We start from the raw sequence: 17,710 nt of genomic DNA, 5'->3' as shown, positions 1-17,710 counted from the left end.
TCTGATTTGTCAGCTATTTACAACTCCCCCATTATACCGCAAAAAAAGTGTTCACTCAAGCTATTTGCGTAAAAGCGATCACTGTGCTATAGTGGAGACGGAATTTTTACGAAAACATAAAACTAATGAAAAATAAGGAACGGCATGTTTAAGAAAATCGTCTCCCACCTCGCGTTTAGTCCAAGCCTCATCCAAGAGCTCGGCTTTTACGCGAAACGCCTCCACAAAGAGGAAATCACTCGCAAAACCGGTCTCATTCTGACCGCCCTAGCGCTCATTGTGCAGTCATTTGCCGTTTTCCAACCACCTGAATCTGCCAATGCCGCCAATGCTTCAGACCTCGTTTATGGCGGTATTCATACGAAATCACAGCTGCTCGCCGCGTGGGACAATAACTCGCAAAATTATCGTGACATGCTGCAGCACGCTGGCATCACACGCGAGAACTTGGCGAGTGCTCGCGACTCTGAGATCAGTACTCGCAGCAGCGGCCGCGATAATGGCTGGCAGTCATGGAGCCGAGTTTCACGCTTCGGCCTTCAGCGCGGAGAAGTCCAGTTTCAGGTTGGTAGCTTAACACTGTATTCGCGACCAATGGCTGAATTTGACACCGGGCGCAACCGCAGCGGCTCAGGCTCATGGTATAAATCATTCGTCGGCACGACTAGTGAAGGTAAACCGTTTGCCATTATGAAGGCCTGCGCTAACATCATGCTCAAAGAATTGCCAAAACAAAAACCGAAACCAACCGCCGCTTGTAAATTACTTGAGCGACCCGTCGTCACCGACCGTACCAAAGTCTCGATGACAGCGTATGGCGATGTCCAAAACGGTGCGACTATCGCTGGCTATACCTTCATCATTAAAAACTCAGCCGGCACCGAGGTGCTCCGCAAACGTGTCAATACCACCGCTACGAGCACGTCATTACAGCACACACTCGACAAGGACGGCACGTATACCGTGTCCGTTATCGTCCACACCAGCCTCGGTGACCAGACGAATAGTGCCTGTGCTTCAACCGTTACGATCAGTCCGAAGCCACGCTGTCCACTTAACCCAAGCCTGCCGATAGACCATCCCGACTGCCAGCCGTGCCCAGGCGATGCTACAATTTGGGTCAAAGACACAACCTGTAAAGCCCAGGTCACCCGCACCAAGGCGGCACATAACCTGACCTCTGGCGGCGATGCCACCAAGAAAAAAGCCAACGCCAGCGACCGCATTGAGTATAAGCTAACCGCTAAAAACGAAGGCAAAGCTCCAGCAACAGTTGATCTGAAGGACGAGTTATCCGATGTACTAGAATATGCCGATATCTATGATAATGGTGGCGGCACCTTTGATAAGGAAAAGCGCACTCTTTCGTGGCCACGAGTCACCCTCAAACCAGGCGAACAAAAGGTTATGACCTACGTCGTCCAGCTCAAGGGTCAACTTTCAGCTAAACCACGCGGCACCAGCGACCCGTCATCATACGATTGCCGCATAACCAATGTCTTTGGTACTGGGGTTGAAATCCTCGTCAATTGCCCAACGCCAAAAGTCGTCGAGCAGACCGTTGCTACCCTGCCACGAACCGGCCCTGGAGAAAATATGCTATTTGCTGGTATCATTGCAGCTGTTGTCACCTTCTTCTATTGCCGCTCGCGCCAACTAAGTAAAGAGGTCCGCATCATTCGCCACAACATCACAGCGGGAACGTTATAACATAGGGAGGGTAAATATGTCAGAAAAAATTCATGGGGCTAATCCAGAGCTAGCAAAAAACGCTGGCGAACTTGAGCGATCAGCTGGCGAGATAAAGGAGTCGGCAGCTGAAAAGTTACAGGAACAGGCTGAACAAGCTGCCGAACGACAACACAAAAAGCTTGACGACGCTCGTCACGAAGCATTAGAACAAGCCGAGACAAGCCAAACCGTTGAAACAGAGAAGCCATCAGCTCCAGAAACACCTCGCCAGATCACCAAAGACGACCGCACCGCTAGTTACCAAAAGACGATGAAAAAAATGCAGAGCGAACTACCGCCAGCCTCACGCGCCTTTAGCAAGGTTATTCATAACCCAGCTGTCGAAAAAGCCAGCGAGGCTATCGGCAACACCGTCGCACGCCCAAACCTTATTATTGCCGGCGCACTCGGTGCGATCGCCTCAGTTATCGTCTACTTCGTTGCCCGCCACTACGGCTACGTTCTCTCTGGATCAGAAACCATCATTCTCTTTGGTTGCGGTTGGGTTATCGGCGCCATTATTGAGTACGCTCGCGTTGGCTTCCTCAATAAAAGATAGCCTGGCCCACGCTTAGCGTAGCTTGATTGATACTTCACCGTTATCGTTATTATCACCACGCAGGTCGAGGCGGTTTTGCGGCTCTGCCTGCTGCAGTTCCGCCGCCATTCTATCAGCAATTGATAGCGGCGCGGTCTGCGGTGCTGCATCCGGTCCAGCCACTGTTGGCGCAGACGCCGGATGCCGATCTAGCGATCGCAAACTATCATGAGGCGCACTCGCTGGCTGCCCCGATGGCCTGTTCAACGAAGCACCAACTCCCTGCGGCATCTGGCCAGCCGTCTGGGCGGGCATAGCGATACCTTGTGGCGCAGCACCTTGCCCAATCTGTGGTGGCCGCATAGAAGCTGACTGCGATTGTGCGCCCGTCAAGCCCGGAGTCGGCGATACTAATCGCGACGTAGCTGGCTGCCCCGGCTGCGGAGCTAGCGGCGATGGCGTACCCAACCGAGATTGCCCCGCACCTGGAGCAGCAGCACCCACAACCCCTGGCTTACCACCACCAAGTTGTTGACGTTTTGACAACCACTCGTCCAGGAAAGACGAACCACTCTTTGCAGTCGGCCGATTGAGTGATGGGCCAGTCGACGAAGCTGCTGGCTTTTTATTGCGACCAAGCCGCTCAAATATCTCCTTCTCAACCACCGCGCGTGGCTTGCCATACTTTGCTGCCGATAGTCGCACCAACGCATCGCGAAGCTGATTGTTAACCTGCCCCATCGGTGGCACCCAGTTCATGCTAAACGGCGCTGACGGCACATTATTGATCATCACCGAAGCGATCGACTGGAAATTTGGTAGCTTTGATAAGTCATCAATGTCAAACACTGGCTGAAACTTCTTGACCATCAATTCCGCGTCGGTGATACCAATACGCCCCGAGATAACCGTACCAATGTTACCAATAATAGCCTCACGAATCTTCTCTGTTAGCTGTGTCATAAACTGGTTACCCATGATCAAACTCAGCTTATATTTTCGCGCCTCAGACAAAATTGATTCAAAACTATCAGTCGCAAAGTTCTGCACCTCATCAACATATAGTGAAAAGTCTTCGCGCTGCTCTTCCGGGATATCAGCCCGCGACATAGCTGCCGCCTGGAACTTCATGATAAAGATAATTCCTAGTAGCTTGGCATTGAGCTCACCAAGCTTACCTTTCGACAAATTAACTAGCAGAATCTTTTTATTATCCATAATCTCACGGATGTTAAACCCTGACTTCGTCTGGCCGATGATATTACGCATCGAATCGTTAGAGATAAATGGGCCAAACTTCGAGACCACCCACGATATCACCTCACCGGCCTCATTTGATCGCTGTGAGGCCGGGAACTCCTTCGTCCAGAAATCAATCACCTGCGGATCAGTGACGTACTTCAGCTTGCTCTTCACGAATTCTGGGTCAATGAGACACTTCGGCACATCAATAAATGTTCCACCCGCCGGATCCGCCATTAACAGCAGCGCACAGTTACGAAAAATATGCTCAAGCCGTGGCCCCACAATACCGGTATGCCCCGGATCGTACAGCCCATACAGCATGTTAATCGCTTCCTGCACCAGAAAGTCCTTTTGATCCGGACTGTCGAATTCAAACATATTGAGACCAATCGGGTTTTCCATATCGGCGGGGTTGAAATAGATAATATCTTCCACTCGCTCTTTCGGCACCTTCCCCATGAGCGACTCGACCAAATCACCGTGCGGATCAATCAGTGCAAATCCTCGGCCATCCATCATATCTTGATACGCCATATTTTCCTGCAATACCGACTTACCAACACCAGTCTGACCGATGATGTAGACGTGGCGACGACGATCCTTCGTACCGATACGAATTGGCTTTTTCGTACCGCGAAATTCATTGTAACCAATCAATAGTCCCTCGTCCAAGACATCAGTCGGCCCATCAACCTGCTTGGACATCTGCCGCTTAACCTGTGAAGTTGGGATAGCGGTTGCGCTCGGCAAGTGAAACAGAGTCGCCATCTCGACACTATTAAGGATATTACTGCGAATATGCTGCGGGAAAAACCGCATAATATACGCCGTAGTCATTTCCTCAATATTATTTGTCAACGAAAAACGAAAACCGTTATTGCGTGGCGAGTCAAACATCGCAAACGCAGCGATAATATTTTTAAGCAGCACCTGTGAACGAGCGGCAGTATTTGATGAAATTACCACCCGCACCAATACCTCATACGCCGGATAACGCGTCTTCTCGCTAACGGCATCAACCTCTGCCTGCTCTAGTGATGACAGCTGCTTGTCCTCAGGCTTGATCTCACCTTCTTTTTCTTTTGCCGACTGTGGTGGTTTCCACAACGCCTCAAAAATGTCCCCGACCATTGAGATATCAACGCCCGCCACCTTCGTTGATTTCTTGCCCTTGTTCTTCTTCATTTTCTCAACATGCTCTTCTGAGGCACGCGACCAACCCTCCCGCGCCGGCCGAACCAAGAACTGCAAGCCGATACCATCGTCTTTTGTCGCCGCCGACATGGCATTCAGTAGCGCCCGCGACGCATCTCGCTTTGACTCCTGATATGTTGCGATAGGATAGACGAACGACTTACGAAGCGAGAATTCGCCGCCAATTGTCCCGCTCATCTTGCCAATTTTACTAAACACATTCGTATCAGCCACTTCTTCCAACCGTGCCGCCGGATAAGCTGCCGCAATCGCTTGGCGAATTACATCAACCAGCACCGTCGGTACCACGGCATAATAATGCACCAAACCGCCACGTGCAATAATCTCAAACGACAAATGGCGCTGCCCGTAGAGTCGACTCTTAAATCCTTTCGTTGCCGTACTTGATATAATGTTATACATCACTTGCGCCTGGCTGAGAATTTCTTCCGTTAGATCACGCTGGTCACGACTCGCCCCATCAATATCTTCACTTGATGGCGGCAAGTGAATCAGTAGCGGCACCATTTTTAGCCCGCGCTCATAATTTTTTGCTTCACGTAGCATCTTGCGATACTGCAGTGTAACAATCGTTACACCGATCGCCAACACTACGACGACGATAAAACCAGTAATTAACGGCCCGCTATCCATATTCCTATCCGTTCGATTGGCCCATCTCCCTGTTGTATCTCTTTTTGAGATAATCAGCCTGTAGCTGCGCAATTACCCGCGCTCGCTCGTATGGATCATCTTTTGTCAAAGTAATAATCCGCTTCAATTTGTCAACCCACTCCTTCTCAATCAAATCATCATCACCAGCTATCAGCGGCGTATCGTCAGTTGACGTCGTCGATGCAGGAGTCTGTACCGCTGGAGGCGCTGGCACCGGAACGGTCGGTAGTACCGTTGCTGGTATCGGTGAGTTCGCTACATTTACCGCTGGGCGTTCGGCAGATCGTCTCTCAGCCTCTACCTGATTTGCATCACCATCCAGCCGAAACTCACCGCTTGAAGCAGGCGGTAAACTCTCAACCGGTGGACGCACCTGAGGCAACTCTGGATTCATACCTATATTGTACCACGTTACCGATAGAGTTCCTACGCCCTAAAACCGTTTGTGTATGTAAAAACAACCAAGGCCCAAAAAAAGCGCCAAAAGCAAAATATCCCACGCCGTAACACCACCAATTGACTGCATACCAAGTAAGATAACCGGTATCAGCCCGATAATACTCGCATAATAATATAATTTCAACGGCGTTACCGAAGCCAGGCCACGATACATATTATGTCGAACAACACGCATCGCTACACGCCGCGCCGCGACCATCACTAAATAACAGCACGACGCAGTTGCTACATACAGACACACGAAAAACGCTAGGACGCCCAACGGACCAACGCTCATTGGCGTCACCGTGTGCACCAATACGACATCTGCCGTCGCAGCCAGCGCCGCGACCATAGCAACATACCGATACTTCATACTCACACTATACCATAGACTAAGGGAGCCCAGGCGACGAACCATTATATGATCAAGTGAACCATCCGCCGCATTCAATAACTATTAGGGCGCGGTCACCTGTTCAAAGTCCGCCGCTCAGGGCAACTGACCGCTCCGAATTTCGGAGCATGTCCTTGCGCAACGTTCCTCATCCCGCACATCCAGTAGTCTCATCGCTAATCACCTAACAAGGATTAACTGGATGCGCAGTGGTACTAATTATACGCGCGCTCAACGCGTTACATCGCAACTATTAACTACACGTTAATAATCACAAGTTCGGCGGAGCATCGGCAACACTATGGCGGAATAATCTTTTGTTATTCCGGCTTCATACTGCTGCCGACTATACGCCAAACGACATGCGTTACTGTGAATTCGGTCACGTAAATTGTTAATGTTATTATTATTGTACTGATTTTTGCTTTTTATTTTCTTAAAAGCTTGTACTAATACTATCATGTATATGTTTATCGGTCAATACTTCACATAAAAAATATGTTGTATTTATAACATTTTTGTAATACTCTTTATATATTTTCATCTGTTATATTTTATAAAATGTTTTATACACAACATTGTAATATAAACATATGCTTGCTGTACCGCCCGCTAATTCATAGTTCTTGTATAGTCACCCCACACGACATCATGAATCCAACAAATAATCTAGTAATTGATACAGCTCGCTGAACGTTTATACAAATTAAAACGCCAAAACAACCAGGCCCTCAGCATATCCCGTTTCGCCATCTCGCGGGTAAAACACCGGCTGTGCGGGGTACCAACCAAGAACCGCCAGGGTTCAACCGTCTCGTCCGGCAACAACCTATATTTTTCATCGAACTGCTTCACTAACTCTCTAAATTATGTGGTATTTTTTACCTAGATTTTTTCTCAAAAATTATTGACATAACCATTTTTATCATTTACTATAGAGGTAGCTTCTGAATAAAAAAGTTATACACAAACTTGTCAGGGGCCAAAAATAAACAGCACACGTAAAACTCCACTTTTTGAAAACAACCACTACTCGCAGGTGGTTGTTTTCATTTTTAGTAATATATTTATAGCCGCATTGCCACTAGTTTTATGACAAAAAGAATCGACCTCCTCGGGTCGATATGTAACTATGTGGTGGAGCTGCCGGGTACCGCCCCCGGGTCCAACTGGTATCATGATATTCGTCTACGAGCATAGTCTCATTTAAAATTTTATAACGTTACCCGACTAAAAAATGAGTCGAAAAAATCAAGCTTCGTTACGCGGAAAAAGTCCCGCATGTCCGCCGCTTCCGAACATGCAGCCAGCAACATATATATGACACCCTAGGCTTTGCCTGTTGCCGCAAAGCAAGGACGGTCGCTTAAATTAAGCAGCGACTGGTGCAGCAGCCATCGGAGTGAAAACGCTCTTTAAGCTAGCAAATACACCTGCAAGTTTAGACTTTGCAACTAAAGCATACGTTACGCGTATCGTCGGCCCGCAGAATACCTTGATAAAGTCCAATTGTCGAAAGCTATATCAGCCCCATCAATCCACCTCAATTATAGCAACCTTCCCTTTTCAAGTCTAGCTATCTATGTTTTACTAGGTATATGGTTAGCAAGGTAGCTTCAGCGACACCATATGGCTTTCACGGTCAGCTTATTGAAATTGAAGGCGACATATCACGAGGACTACCTGGACTACAAATCGTCGGACTCGGCAACAAAGCAATCGATGAATCACGTGATCGCGTTCGCAGCGCCATCAAAAACTCATTACTCGATTTTCCAAAAGGCAAAATTACCATCAACCTCGCCCCGGCGGAACTGCCAAAAGACGGTACGCAATTTGACCTACCGATAGCCCTCGCAATTCTCTGCCTTGGCAAGCAACTTCCTCAAACCGCCCTGGAGGGAGCGCTATTTGCTGGTGAATTGGCACTCGATGGTAGTCTTCGCCCTATTCGCTCGGCCATCACCATCGCCGAAACCGCCAAACAACACGGTATCTCAACCATATACCTACCGGCCTCTAACAGCAAACAAGCCCTGCTCATCCCCAACATTACTATCATCCCCATCAATAATCTAACGGAATTATTCCTCCACCTCAAACAAGAAAAACTCATCCAACCCGCAGTAAAAACAAAGCAGCAATATCGCCAAAAGAAACGCGGCATCATCATTGATGACATCCGCGGCCAGGAGCAAGCCAAGCGAGCCGTCGCCATTGCCGTCGCGGGTAGGCACAATATTTTGCTGTCCGGACCACCGGGATCCGGCAAGACCATGCTAGCACGCGCACTCAATTCACTCCTGCCGCCGCTATCTGACGCTGAAATTATCGAGGTGACAAAACTCCACAATCTTGACGGCAATCAAGTTAGTCATGATATCGTTACCGACCGACCGTTTCGCACACCACACCACACCACACCGCAAGCCGCATATCAATGATTGGTGGTGGCGCAAAGGCCACGCCCGGCGAAATTAGTCTCGCGCACCACGGCACACTATTCTTAGACGAATTATTAGAATATCCACGGACGACATTGGAGTCGCTTCGTCAGCCGCTTGAGGATAAGCAGATCACAATTTCCCGCGCCCAAGGTAAATACTACTATCCCGCCAATTTTATGTTAGTTGCCACGATGAACCCTTGTCCATGTGGTTATCTGGGCGATCCTGAAAAAAGTTGCCGTTGCTCATCGACCCAAATCTTGAACTATCAGAAACGATTATCCGGCCCGCTCCTTGATCGTATTGATCTAACAATCAACGTTTCCCGCGTCGCACATAAAGATTTATTGTCCCGTAATTCATCGTCGGATTCACAACAAAAACAGTTTGAAAATATGATTAAGGTAGCTCGTACACTACAAACTAACAGATACGGTAATAGTAATAAATACAACGCTGATATAGATAGTAGTAGTGTTGATAAAATAACCACCCTAACGACTGAGGCTAAGCAATTTCTCCTTGCAGCCGCCAAAAAGCTTGACCTAAGCGCTCGTGGCTATTTCAAAGTTATCAAGGTCGCTCGCACTATCGCTGATCTTGAGTCGTCACTAGAAATAACTATTCCTCATGTCGCCGAAAGCCTACAATACCGGCAGATTATCCCGACCTAGTGCTTGAAATCCACCCCTATACCTGATACAATGACTGGTGAAATTAATCTAAAATTGCTTCAAAAGGAGAGCTAGGAGATTAATAAATCAATTCGTATCAACGGAGCGATCCGTGCTCGGGAACTGCGCGTTGTTGGTTCTGATGGTGAACAGCTGGGGATAATGCCCCTGCGCGACGCCCTTCAGGCGGCGGAGGATGCGGGACTTGATCTCGTTGAAATATCACCAAATGCCAATCCACCAGTCGCCAAGATTATTGACTGGGGCAAGTTCCAATATCAGAAGATCAAAGACCAGCAGCGCAACAAGCGCGCGGCAAAAGTCGGCGATCTTAAGCAAATGCGCTTTGGCCTGAAGATTGGCGCTGGCGACCTCGAAGTCAAGCTGCGCAAAATACGGGACTTTCTCGCCAATGGACACAAGGTCCGTATCCAAGTCGTTTATAAGGGTCGCGAGATGGCGCATAAAGAAATCGGCTACGAATTGATCCAAAAAATCACTGATCAGCTTGAGGAGGAAGCAATTCTGGAACAAAAGCCTCAGATGGCTGGTCGCAATCTGAGTGTGGTAATAAGGAGTAAATAATGCCAAAACTAAAGACCCACAAAGGTACCGCGAAGCGCATTAAGTTAACGAGCTCTGGCAAGTTAACTCGTCAACGTGCATTTGGCGGTCACTTCTTAGCCAAGAAGTCAAAAAGCCGTAAGCGGGCAATTAATACAACAGCAAAGGTAACAGGCTCGATGGCAAAAAATGCCCGACGAGCAATGGGAGTTTAATTTATGAGGGTGAAACGAGGCGTCCCTGGACACGCAAAGCACAAGAAAATTCTAAAAGCCGCTAAAGGCATGCAGCACAATCGAACTCGTAGCTTTCGCTTAGCGAAGCAGGGGGTAATTAGAGCTCTGCAATATGCCTACCGTGATCGACGCAATAAAAAACGAGACCTCCGCAGTCTGTGGATTACCCGGATTAACGCAGCCGCTCGCCAAGAGGGCGCAACGTACGGTAGGCTCATGGCTGCCCTCAAGGCAAAGAATATTGAGCTTGATCGAAAAGTGTTGGCGGAGTTAGCCGTTAACGAACCTACGGCCTTCACCGTAATTGTTAAAGCAGCACTATAAGAAAGTGCTTTCAGTAAACTAAAACCTTCTCCGCTGAGAGAAGGTTTTAGTTTACAGCCTACCGATAAGCCGGGTTCTGTCGCGAGCGATCATCTATCTAGTTTACCTGTTGCCAGGTAAATCAAGCGGTTATCGGCCTACGAGCGGACAACTCATTTGTAGGCCTCCTTGCAGTCGACAGGGTTTACCTCTCCTCTGTGTCACCACCGAGGACTGTAAGCTCTTACCTTACTCGTTTCACCTTTTCCTTTGTGTCTATCGCCACAAAGGTAGTTTTGTTTCTGTGGCACTTTCCCTAGGGTTACCCCCGGTCGCCGTTAGCGACTGTCGGTGTCCTTTACTGCCCGGACTTTCCTCTTGGCTTCACTGCCAAGCGATCGCTTAGTAGACTGCCCTATTATTATACATCATAAAAGCCCCAAGCAGTGCAAGCGCGTGATATTCCCCCGCATAAATGCAAGGTGGGTATCCGCAACCAGTCACCACGATGACTGACCATTAGGACTCCCTATCATATGATGTTAGGAAAATCATATGCGCCCGCTTACCTGAGGCTATCTCTATTATACACCAAAAATCATGCAAAAGAATTGGATAATACCGTTCGTAGCAAACGCCATAATTCTTCCAATTGCCGCCTGTCCGATCATAATGATAATGAACACCACCATTACCCCGTAGCGCTCAATCCACTCCATGCCACGGCGCACACCCTCTGGAGCAAGCGCGTACAGCACCCGCGACCCATCAAGTGGTGGCAGCGGCAACATATTAAACACGAAAAAACCTAAATTGACCAACACGACGAGGCTAATGATTTGCCCCACTAATATATTTTGAATCAGCCCGCCGCTAGTAATAACCCCGCTGACGACACCCACGCCAAACGCTAAAAACGCTAAAAACAAATTAGTCAGTGGCCCAGCAAGCGCTACAAACGCTGCGCCCCATTCACCGTGTCGTACGCGCTGAGGATTAAATGGCACCGGTCGAGCACCACCAAAAATTGGCAGCCCTAGCATAGCTAGTAATAATGGCAGCAAAAGCGTCATGAACGGATCAATATGCTTCAGCGGGTTTAATGTCAGCCGCCCCTCTGCCTTGGCTGTATCATCTCCAAGGAAATAGCCCATAAACGCATGCATCGCCTCGTGTAGCGTCATTGAGACGAGAATGACCACCAAGACCATACCTAAATATGCCAAATCCATAATTACCATTATAACACCTTGACTAATTATAGAAATACCGCTACAATACGATAGATTGTTTAGTTAATATAAAGCGAGGTTGGAAATGGCATCACGATGCGAACTAACCGGCAAAGGCAAGCAATACGGTCACAACGTTAGCTTTTCCCTTCGCCGTACCAAGCGCACTTTTAAGCCAAACCTACAGAAGAAAACTCTTGTAGTAGATGGTCAAAAAGTCACGTTGGTTCTGAGTACTCAAGCAATTCGTACTCTTAAAAAGAAAGGGCTGTTACGCCCGATACAGACAAAAACCGCCTAAGCTCAATCCCCCTCCTGACAAGGAGGGGGATTAGATTATTGGTGCAACGTATCGACCAGCCTAGCTCCGCGCGACAATAATGATTGATAGTTGTTCAGGTAAAGATGCCACCCCTTTCACCTTCCACTTTGGCCCAGCGTCAACAGTCTCCACGCCCATTTCGCTAACAAACACCGACAGGTCGTCTTGTGGCACTTCGTAGTGTAACGCGCCATCAGCATAATGCACTGGGATAACTACTTTCGGCTCCAGCTGGCGTACCATATGAACCGCAGATGTCGCGTCAAGCGTGTAACCACCACCGCCAACCGGTATCACAACAACATCAACGACACCAATCTCCTCTAGCTGAGACTCTGACAATTTTGGGGCAACGTTACCTATAATCACAACACGCACACCACCAATTGCTAAACGGTAAATCGTTGATTTTTTAACATCAGTTTCCGTATCAATGTGTCGCCAGGCTGCCACCCCTTTCAGAGATACGTCGCCGACCTCATATTCACCCGGACCGCTGAAGAGTAACCGTGGTGTTACATTACTTGCGGCAAATCTATCCTCTGACAATATCTCAACATCCTGCCCCCCGAGATTATCCTTAAGACCAACCAGCGATAACGCTGGATCAAACGCAATTTTTACCATTTTCGTTGTAAAAATAACATTATTTGCACCTTTGTATTCTACTTCAAACATATACGTCTCCTTATCCTAGTATGCTCTCTGCGTCTACCACAACCGAGTGCTTACTATTCATTATTTCCATCACAAACTTATCTCTAACGCTCAGACGATAGTAAAAATCATCATAGCTCATTACAGCATAATTCAGCTCTCTCCCCTCGGCTTTTTCAATTTTCTTAATGGCGACACCCACTCTCGACTCCGATAGCCGACCAACTAACAGTATATCAACCCGACTCGTTGATCCACGCACTAACGCACCGGCAACTATAGCGATCTTCAGCCCGGACAGCCGAGCAATATCGTTCACCCACGGTATACTGTTCTTCTTGTTATGGTCAACCTGTTCACTCGGTCGTTCATCGGCAAAAATCATCTTTAGTGGCGTGAAGTATGCATACTGCTGATTCGCAGCATAATACAACTTATTGTCATAATTATTCGAAACAATGACTCCGACTCTGAGCATATTTGATAGTTCACGCCGTACCGAGTTAATTTGCTCGCCGATCAATCGCGTAATCTCTCTAACATAAAACGATTTTTCAGGGTTCGCTAAAAACAGGTGTAGTAACTTCACCCTCGTTTTTGAGCCGAACAGCGCATCAATCATGTATTAAAAATTGTACCATAAATTTTACGCCTGAGCCAAAAGTTGTGACAAATAGTGTTCAGCAGAGTTAAGCGTCGCCCACATGATAAACGGATTGCGCCGCAGCCACGTCATCTGTCGCTTCGCCAACTGCCAATCGGCTACAACAAATTGCCGCTTTAATTCACTTTCGGTAATATTTTTATTCAAAAACTCTCGAACCAACGGATAGACATTACCTGTCATGGCCTCATTATCCCAGCCATATTTTCGACTTAATCGTATTGCCTCATCCACAACATTATTTGAAAAAAGTTGTTCAGATCTGAGCATAATTCTTGTTCGTAATATTTCCTTATTTGTTGCTATACCTACAACGATACTATTATCTCTAATCATAAATTCATATCTGTTATTTTTATTTTTTTGTTCAATAGCACGTATAAGATAGCGCTTATTCTTGTTATTCTCTGGTGATTTTATGTTGTATTTACAACAATAATATTGCAATTCAGCTACCGTCTTTTTTTCTAGCTCACACCGTAAAACAGAATCAGGAGGGTCTCCAAATTGAAAATCAAAAAGTACTGCATCAATATAAAGACCCGTACCACCAACAAGAAATGGTAACCGCCCCCGAGAGCGAATTTCACTTATTTTTTGCAAAGCATACTCCTTAAACTGTGCGGCGCTAAATGCCTCGCCCGGACTAACTAAATCAAGACCCCAATGAGGCACTACTTCTCGCTCAGTCATGGTTGGCTTTGCCGTACCAATATCCATGTCTCGATATATTGTTCTGCTATCGGCACAAATTATTTCGCCATTATATTGTTTTGCCAGACGAATCGCTAGCGAGGTCTTACCACTAGCAGTCGGCCCCGTGATAACAACTAGGGGTAATTTTGCTTTTATAGTTTCGGCCGCCATCGTCGTTCCTCAAAATCAATTATCCGCCACCTCTCATCGCAATAAATACCATCTTGTTCAAGTAGCTGCCTTTGCACACCTTGCCCACCCGGAAAACCTACCGCCAAGCCACCTTTCGCGTTCACTAGGCGATGCCACGGCAAATTCTCTGGGCCACCATGCGCTATCCCACCCACAATTCGCGCTGCGTGCGGGTGTCCAGACAGTGCTGCCAAGTCACCGTACGTCGTCACCTTGTCGTCAGGTAGCTGCGCCATGAGAATATAGATCCGGTCTCGCAAGCTAGCTATTGGCAATTCGCTCAATTTCCACCTCCACTTCTGACCACGAATGGCATCGCACCACTCTATCCGGCAAGCTATCTGCCCTATTCCAAGTATAATCACCAAATAAGATGGCGTTACGACCAGTCTCGGAAACAGCTAAACAATGTTTCAACTGATCATCAATTAAAACATCAGCATTAATTTGCGTGATTAACTCTGTTTTTGTCAGTTTATGAGAGTCCTCGTACACCGTATCCCATAGGCCAGAGAAGTAGACCGCAGAACTGGCGAAAACCCCTGGAAAATGCTCCTCGATCCAAAGCAGTGTATCGCTTTGCACCTGCAAGCGACGCGAAGTAGCCACCATGAGATGATGCACCTGCGACATGTTTCTAAGCACCTCCTCCGCCCCCCCTATATGAGCATATCCCTTTATCGCACCAGAGTCGTGAAAGACATGAGCACGCCGTTCTGTCTCCTCGCTATCAACATGCCACATCTCTGACCAATGTTCGCTATAGTCATCAACCCTCAATCGTGTGCCCCACCGTTCATTGCTAAACGCCACAAACCCGATTGCATTTTCTGCTAGAACATCGTCGATATCAATTGCAATTCTTAGCCTACGCACAAGATTACAGTCCCCGTACATACTCAGCTAGCTGTTCAAGCGGAATTTGCTCTTCACCCGCATGCGTCCTGATGCTTACGACACGTGCTATCTGATCCTTTGGCCCAACAATAATCTGTATTGGTATTTTTACAACAGTCGCCTCACGAATCTTTTTCCCGAGGGATTCATTACGACTATCTATTGTAAATCTTACATCGTTGTATTTTATTGGTTTCATTAAGGTCACCCCTGATAAAATCGTTGTTATTTCATCAACATAGTCTAAAACAGTGTCATTAATTGTTAAGATACGTACCTGCTCTGGTGCCGCCCAGAATGGGAACCAACCACCCGTGTGCTCGATGAAGACGCTCAGGAATCGCTCAATCGAACCCAGCAATGCACAGTGAATCATCACAGGTGTTGTAAAATTGCCATCACTATCTGTGTACTCCAAGCCGAACCGTTGCGGCTGCACGAAGTCTAGCTGCACTGTCGCAACTTGGTGCTCACGACCGATAGCGTCAGTTGCCATAAAGTCAATTTTTGGTCCGTAAAAAGCGGCCTCACCTTCCTGCTCGAAATAGTCCAAGCCAACTTTTTCAACTGCTGATTTTAATTGATCTTGTGCAGAAGCCCACAATTCACGTTCACCCAAATATGCATCAGAGTCATCACGGTAACTGAGTCGGACCCGTAGCTTCATATTAATAGTACCGTACAATTCCTGGGCAGCGGACAGCAAATTATTGATTTCTTGTTCAATTTGGTCTGGACGACAAAAGACATGACTGTCATCCTGAGTCAGCGAGCGCACACGATTCAGACCACCAAGCTCACCGGTTTTCTCGTCACGATAATCAGTGGTCGTCTCCAAGTAGCGCACCGGCATATCGCGGTAGCTACGAGGTTGTGAAGCAAAAATCTGCGTATGGTGCGGGCAGTTCATCGGCTTTAACGCCATTTCATCACTGGTTTCCTGACTTTTAACCAAAAACAGCTCTTCGCCAAATTTGGCCCAGTGGCCTGACGTTTCATACAGATCCTTTTTGGTAATATGCGGCGTCCAGACTTTTTCAAAACCAAACCTCTGACGCAGCTGATTTGAGTATTGGGCCACGATATCGCGCAAGATAGTTCCACGAGGTGTAAATAACGGCAAACCGACACCCACTAACGGTGAGGTTGTATATAGATCAAGTTCCCTGCCTAGCTTTCGGTGATCACGTTGTTTGGCTAGCTCTAATTTCTTCAAATATTTATCCAGCTCTTCCTGCGTAGCAAAAGCCACGCCGTATAGTCGCTGCATTTGAGGATTCTTTTCATTGCCCCGCCAATAGGCGCCCGCAACCCGCATCAGCTTAAACGCGCCAACCTCACTGGTATTTGCAACATGTGGTCCACGACACAAATCCTTAAACGATCCGTTTGTGTAGAATGAGACTTCATCAAGCGCACTATCACCTTCAGCAATTGTACCCATTTCTGCAGCGTCCAGATCTTTTGCTACCGTTGTCCCGGCACGTTTTAGGTCATTAAGGAGTTCTTCTTTATACGGCTGATGGCTGTCTTTGGCCCATTGAATTGCTTCATCAATCGGGCATTTTGTGCACACAAAATCTTGCTTTTCGGCAATGATTCGTCGCATTACCTTTTCAATTTTATTGAACTGCTGCTCACTGATCTTCGTTTCACCAAGATCAATATCATAATAAAACCCATACTCAACAACCGGACCAACTCCGAATTTCGCATCTGGCCATAATCGCTGTACGGCTGCTGCCATGATATGCGCCAGGCTGTGTCGCATTGCATAGAGTTTATCTTCACTCATAAAACCTCCTTTTAAGTAATTATAAAAGCACGCCCAACGCATATAGCGTGCGTGCCTCGGTCCTGGGGACGAGCCAGGAGGTTCCACCTTGGCGATGACTCTTGCTCCGGCTGGTTTCGTGCGCCGCAACCGCTTTCACGTTGCTCGAGAGGTGGTTAGTCTCTGTCCTCGCTACTCTCACCGTAGCATAGTTAAAAGTTCCGGGCAACCCTTACGACGCATAGACTAGGTAGCGGATCCGTAATGCTACACCAAGAAACGACGTGCCAGCCAACCCCCACACTCTCCACAAGAGATAATTGCATTCACCATTGATTCCTGCTATTATTGGGAATAGACGGGCGATTAGCTCATTTGGCTAGAGCGCTTCATTGACGTTGAAGAGGTGAGAGGTTCGAATCCTCTATTGCCCACCATTATTGCATACAACCCTCGCAGTACGGAGGGTTTTTAGTTTTTTCTATTTTACACATTTTCATATACTTTTCCACTAGTATTTTTTATAGCGATATGTCAATATATTGATATGATTTGTATAAATTGTTTTCACGATAAAACTACTACCAAAAACTCCCGCAAGCACACGAAACACCCCAGTGTCTGGCGACGACGGGCCTGTCCAGAATGTGGTGCGGTCTTTACGACATACGAACGGGCTACACTAGACGGGCGCATGGTGCTAACACACGACGGGTCAACCACCCCTTTCAATCTAGGAAAGCTCATCATAAGCATTAGCCGTAGCTTTCAACATAATAAGCATGCTGCAGCACATGACAGCTACTTCCTTGCACAAACTGTGCAGGAACAGAT

General features: G+C 47.5%; 15 protein-coding genes, 1 tRNA gene, 2 other RNA genes and 2 pseudogenes. 8 read left to right on the top strand and 12 right to left on the bottom strand.

The annotated features are described in order from the left end of the window. Positions 1 to 144: 144 nt before the first annotated feature. Positions 145 to 1,710, top strand: coding sequence for a hypothetical protein (locus FBF24_00700; protein ID QCT40418.1), 1,566 nt, complete (start codon positions 145 to 147; stop codon positions 1,708 to 1,710). Between the two features lie 16 nt (positions 1,711 to 1,726). Next, positions 1,727 to 2,290 carry a hypothetical protein gene (locus tag FBF24_00695; GenBank protein QCT40417.1) on the top strand — a complete coding sequence of 188 codons (564 nt, stop codon included), beginning with the start codon at positions 1,727 to 1,729 and terminating at the stop codon, positions 2,288 to 2,290. A 483-nt stretch (positions 2,291 to 2,773) separates the two neighbouring features. Here FBF24_00695 and FBF24_00690 read toward each other — a convergent pair. The 4 genes and pseudogenes from FBF24_00690 to ssrA all read right to left on the bottom strand — a co-directional run bounded on the left by FBF24_00690 (position 2,774) and on the right by ssrA (position 7,750). Continuing rightward, positions 2,774 to 5,362 (bottom strand): annotated as a pseudogene (locus FBF24_00690) (ATP-binding protein). 4 nt (positions 5,363 to 5,366) lie between these two features. Then, positions 5,367 to 5,777, bottom strand: coding sequence for a hypothetical protein (locus tag FBF24_00685; protein ID QCT40416.1), 411 nt, complete (start codon positions 5,775 to 5,777; stop codon positions 5,367 to 5,369). Positions 5,778 to 5,816: 39 nt separating this feature from the next. Then, positions 5,817 to 6,197 carry a hypothetical protein gene (locus tag FBF24_00680; GenBank protein ID QCT40415.1) on the bottom strand — a complete coding sequence of 127 codons (381 nt, stop codon included), beginning with the start codon at positions 6,195 to 6,197 and terminating at the stop codon, positions 5,817 to 5,819. 1,156 nt (positions 6,198 to 7,353) lie between these two features. After that, positions 7,354 to 7,750: a transfer-messenger RNA gene (ssrA, locus tag FBF24_00675) on the bottom strand. 66 nt (positions 7,751 to 7,816) lie between these two features. Here ssrA and FBF24_00670 point away from each other — a divergent pair. From FBF24_00670 to rplT, 4 genes and pseudogenes are all read left to right on the top strand, one after another. Further along, a pseudogene (locus FBF24_00670) lies at positions 7,817 to 9,339 on the top strand (ATP-binding protein). A 90-nt stretch (positions 9,340 to 9,429) separates the two neighbouring features. Next, entirely contained in the window at positions 9,430 to 9,924 is a 495-nt protein-coding gene (locus FBF24_00665; protein QCT40414.1) for a translation initiation factor IF-3, read from the top strand. Then, complete coding sequence (gene rpmI / locus FBF24_00660) at positions 9,924 to 10,118, top strand: 50S ribosomal protein L35 (GenBank protein QCT40413.1); 195 nt, start codon at positions 9,924 to 9,926, stop codon at positions 10,116 to 10,118. Before FBF24_00665 ends, rpmI begins: the two co-directional genes overlap by 1 nt. Positions 10,119 to 10,121: 3 nt before the next feature. Further along, positions 10,122 to 10,463: a 50S ribosomal protein L20 gene (rplT, locus tag FBF24_00655; protein QCT40412.1), complete on the top strand. Its 342-nt coding sequence runs from the start codon at positions 10,122 to 10,124 to the stop codon at positions 10,461 to 10,463. A 49-nt stretch (positions 10,464 to 10,512) separates the two neighbouring features. Here the strand turns inward: rplT and rnpB are convergent. Together rnpB and FBF24_00645 are read right to left on the bottom strand one after the other, a co-directional pair. Further along, an RNA gene (gene rnpB / locus FBF24_00650) (RNase P RNA component class A) lies at positions 10,513 to 10,856 on the bottom strand. Positions 10,857 to 11,026: 170 nt separating this feature from the next. Next, complete coding sequence (locus FBF24_00645; GenBank protein QCT40411.1) at positions 11,027 to 11,683, bottom strand: site-2 protease family protein; 657 nt, start codon at positions 11,681 to 11,683, stop codon at positions 11,027 to 11,029. A 76-nt stretch (positions 11,684 to 11,759) separates the two neighbouring features. Between FBF24_00645 and rpmB the strand changes: the two genes are divergently transcribed. After that, positions 11,760 to 11,975, top strand: coding sequence for a 50S ribosomal protein L28 (gene rpmB, locus FBF24_00640; GenBank protein ID QCT40410.1), 216 nt, complete (start codon positions 11,760 to 11,762; stop codon positions 11,973 to 11,975). A gap of 60 nt (positions 11,976 to 12,035) precedes the next feature. Here rpmB and FBF24_00635 read toward each other — a convergent pair whose 3' ends face one another. Genes FBF24_00635 through FBF24_00610 form a run of 6 tightly spaced genes read right to left on the bottom strand, consistent with a single transcriptional unit; the run spans position 12,036 to position 16,897 of the window. Next, positions 12,036 to 12,674: a Zn-dependent hydrolase gene (locus FBF24_00635; protein ID QCT40409.1), complete on the bottom strand. Its 639-nt coding sequence runs from the start codon at positions 12,672 to 12,674 to the stop codon at positions 12,036 to 12,038. Between the two features lie 10 nt (positions 12,675 to 12,684). Then, positions 12,685 to 13,275, bottom strand: a complete 591-nt coding sequence (locus tag FBF24_00630; GenBank protein QCT40408.1) for a transcriptional regulator — start codon at positions 13,273 to 13,275, stop codon at positions 12,685 to 12,687. A gap of 24 nt (positions 13,276 to 13,299) precedes the next feature. Continuing rightward, positions 13,300 to 14,184 (bottom strand): tRNA dimethylallyltransferase, encoded by an 885-nt coding sequence (locus tag FBF24_00625; GenBank protein ID QCT40407.1) that lies wholly within the window; start codon positions 14,182 to 14,184, stop codon positions 13,300 to 13,302. Then, complete coding sequence (locus FBF24_00620) at positions 14,166 to 14,489, bottom strand: cysteine methyltransferase (protein QCT40406.1); 324 nt, start codon at positions 14,487 to 14,489, stop codon at positions 14,166 to 14,168. Before FBF24_00620 ends, FBF24_00625 begins: the two co-directional genes overlap by 19 nt. Continuing rightward, complete coding sequence (locus FBF24_00615) at positions 14,467 to 15,102, bottom strand: hypothetical protein (protein ID QCT40405.1); 636 nt, start codon at positions 15,100 to 15,102, stop codon at positions 14,467 to 14,469. Before FBF24_00615 ends, FBF24_00620 begins: the two co-directional genes overlap by 23 nt. After that, a complete protein-coding gene (locus FBF24_00610) occupies positions 15,086 to 16,897 on the bottom strand; it encodes a threonine--tRNA ligase (protein ID QCT40404.1) in 1,812 nt (603 codons plus the stop codon). Before FBF24_00610 ends, FBF24_00615 begins: the two co-directional genes overlap by 17 nt. 339 nt (positions 16,898 to 17,236) lie before the next feature. Between FBF24_00610 and FBF24_00605 the strand changes: the two genes are divergently transcribed. Continuing rightward, positions 17,237 to 17,313: transfer RNA gene (locus FBF24_00605), tRNA-Val, on the top strand. Positions 17,314 to 17,710: the final 397 nt, after the last annotated feature.

The sequence above is a fragment of the Candidatus Saccharibacteria bacterium oral taxon 488 genome, from assembly GCA_005697215.1.
Lineage (GTDB): Bacteria > Patescibacteriota > Saccharimonadia > Saccharimonadales > Saccharimonadaceae > Nanosynbacter.
Note: the sequence above shows the minus strand (reverse complement) of the source record. Positions and strands in the feature narration are given on the sequence as shown.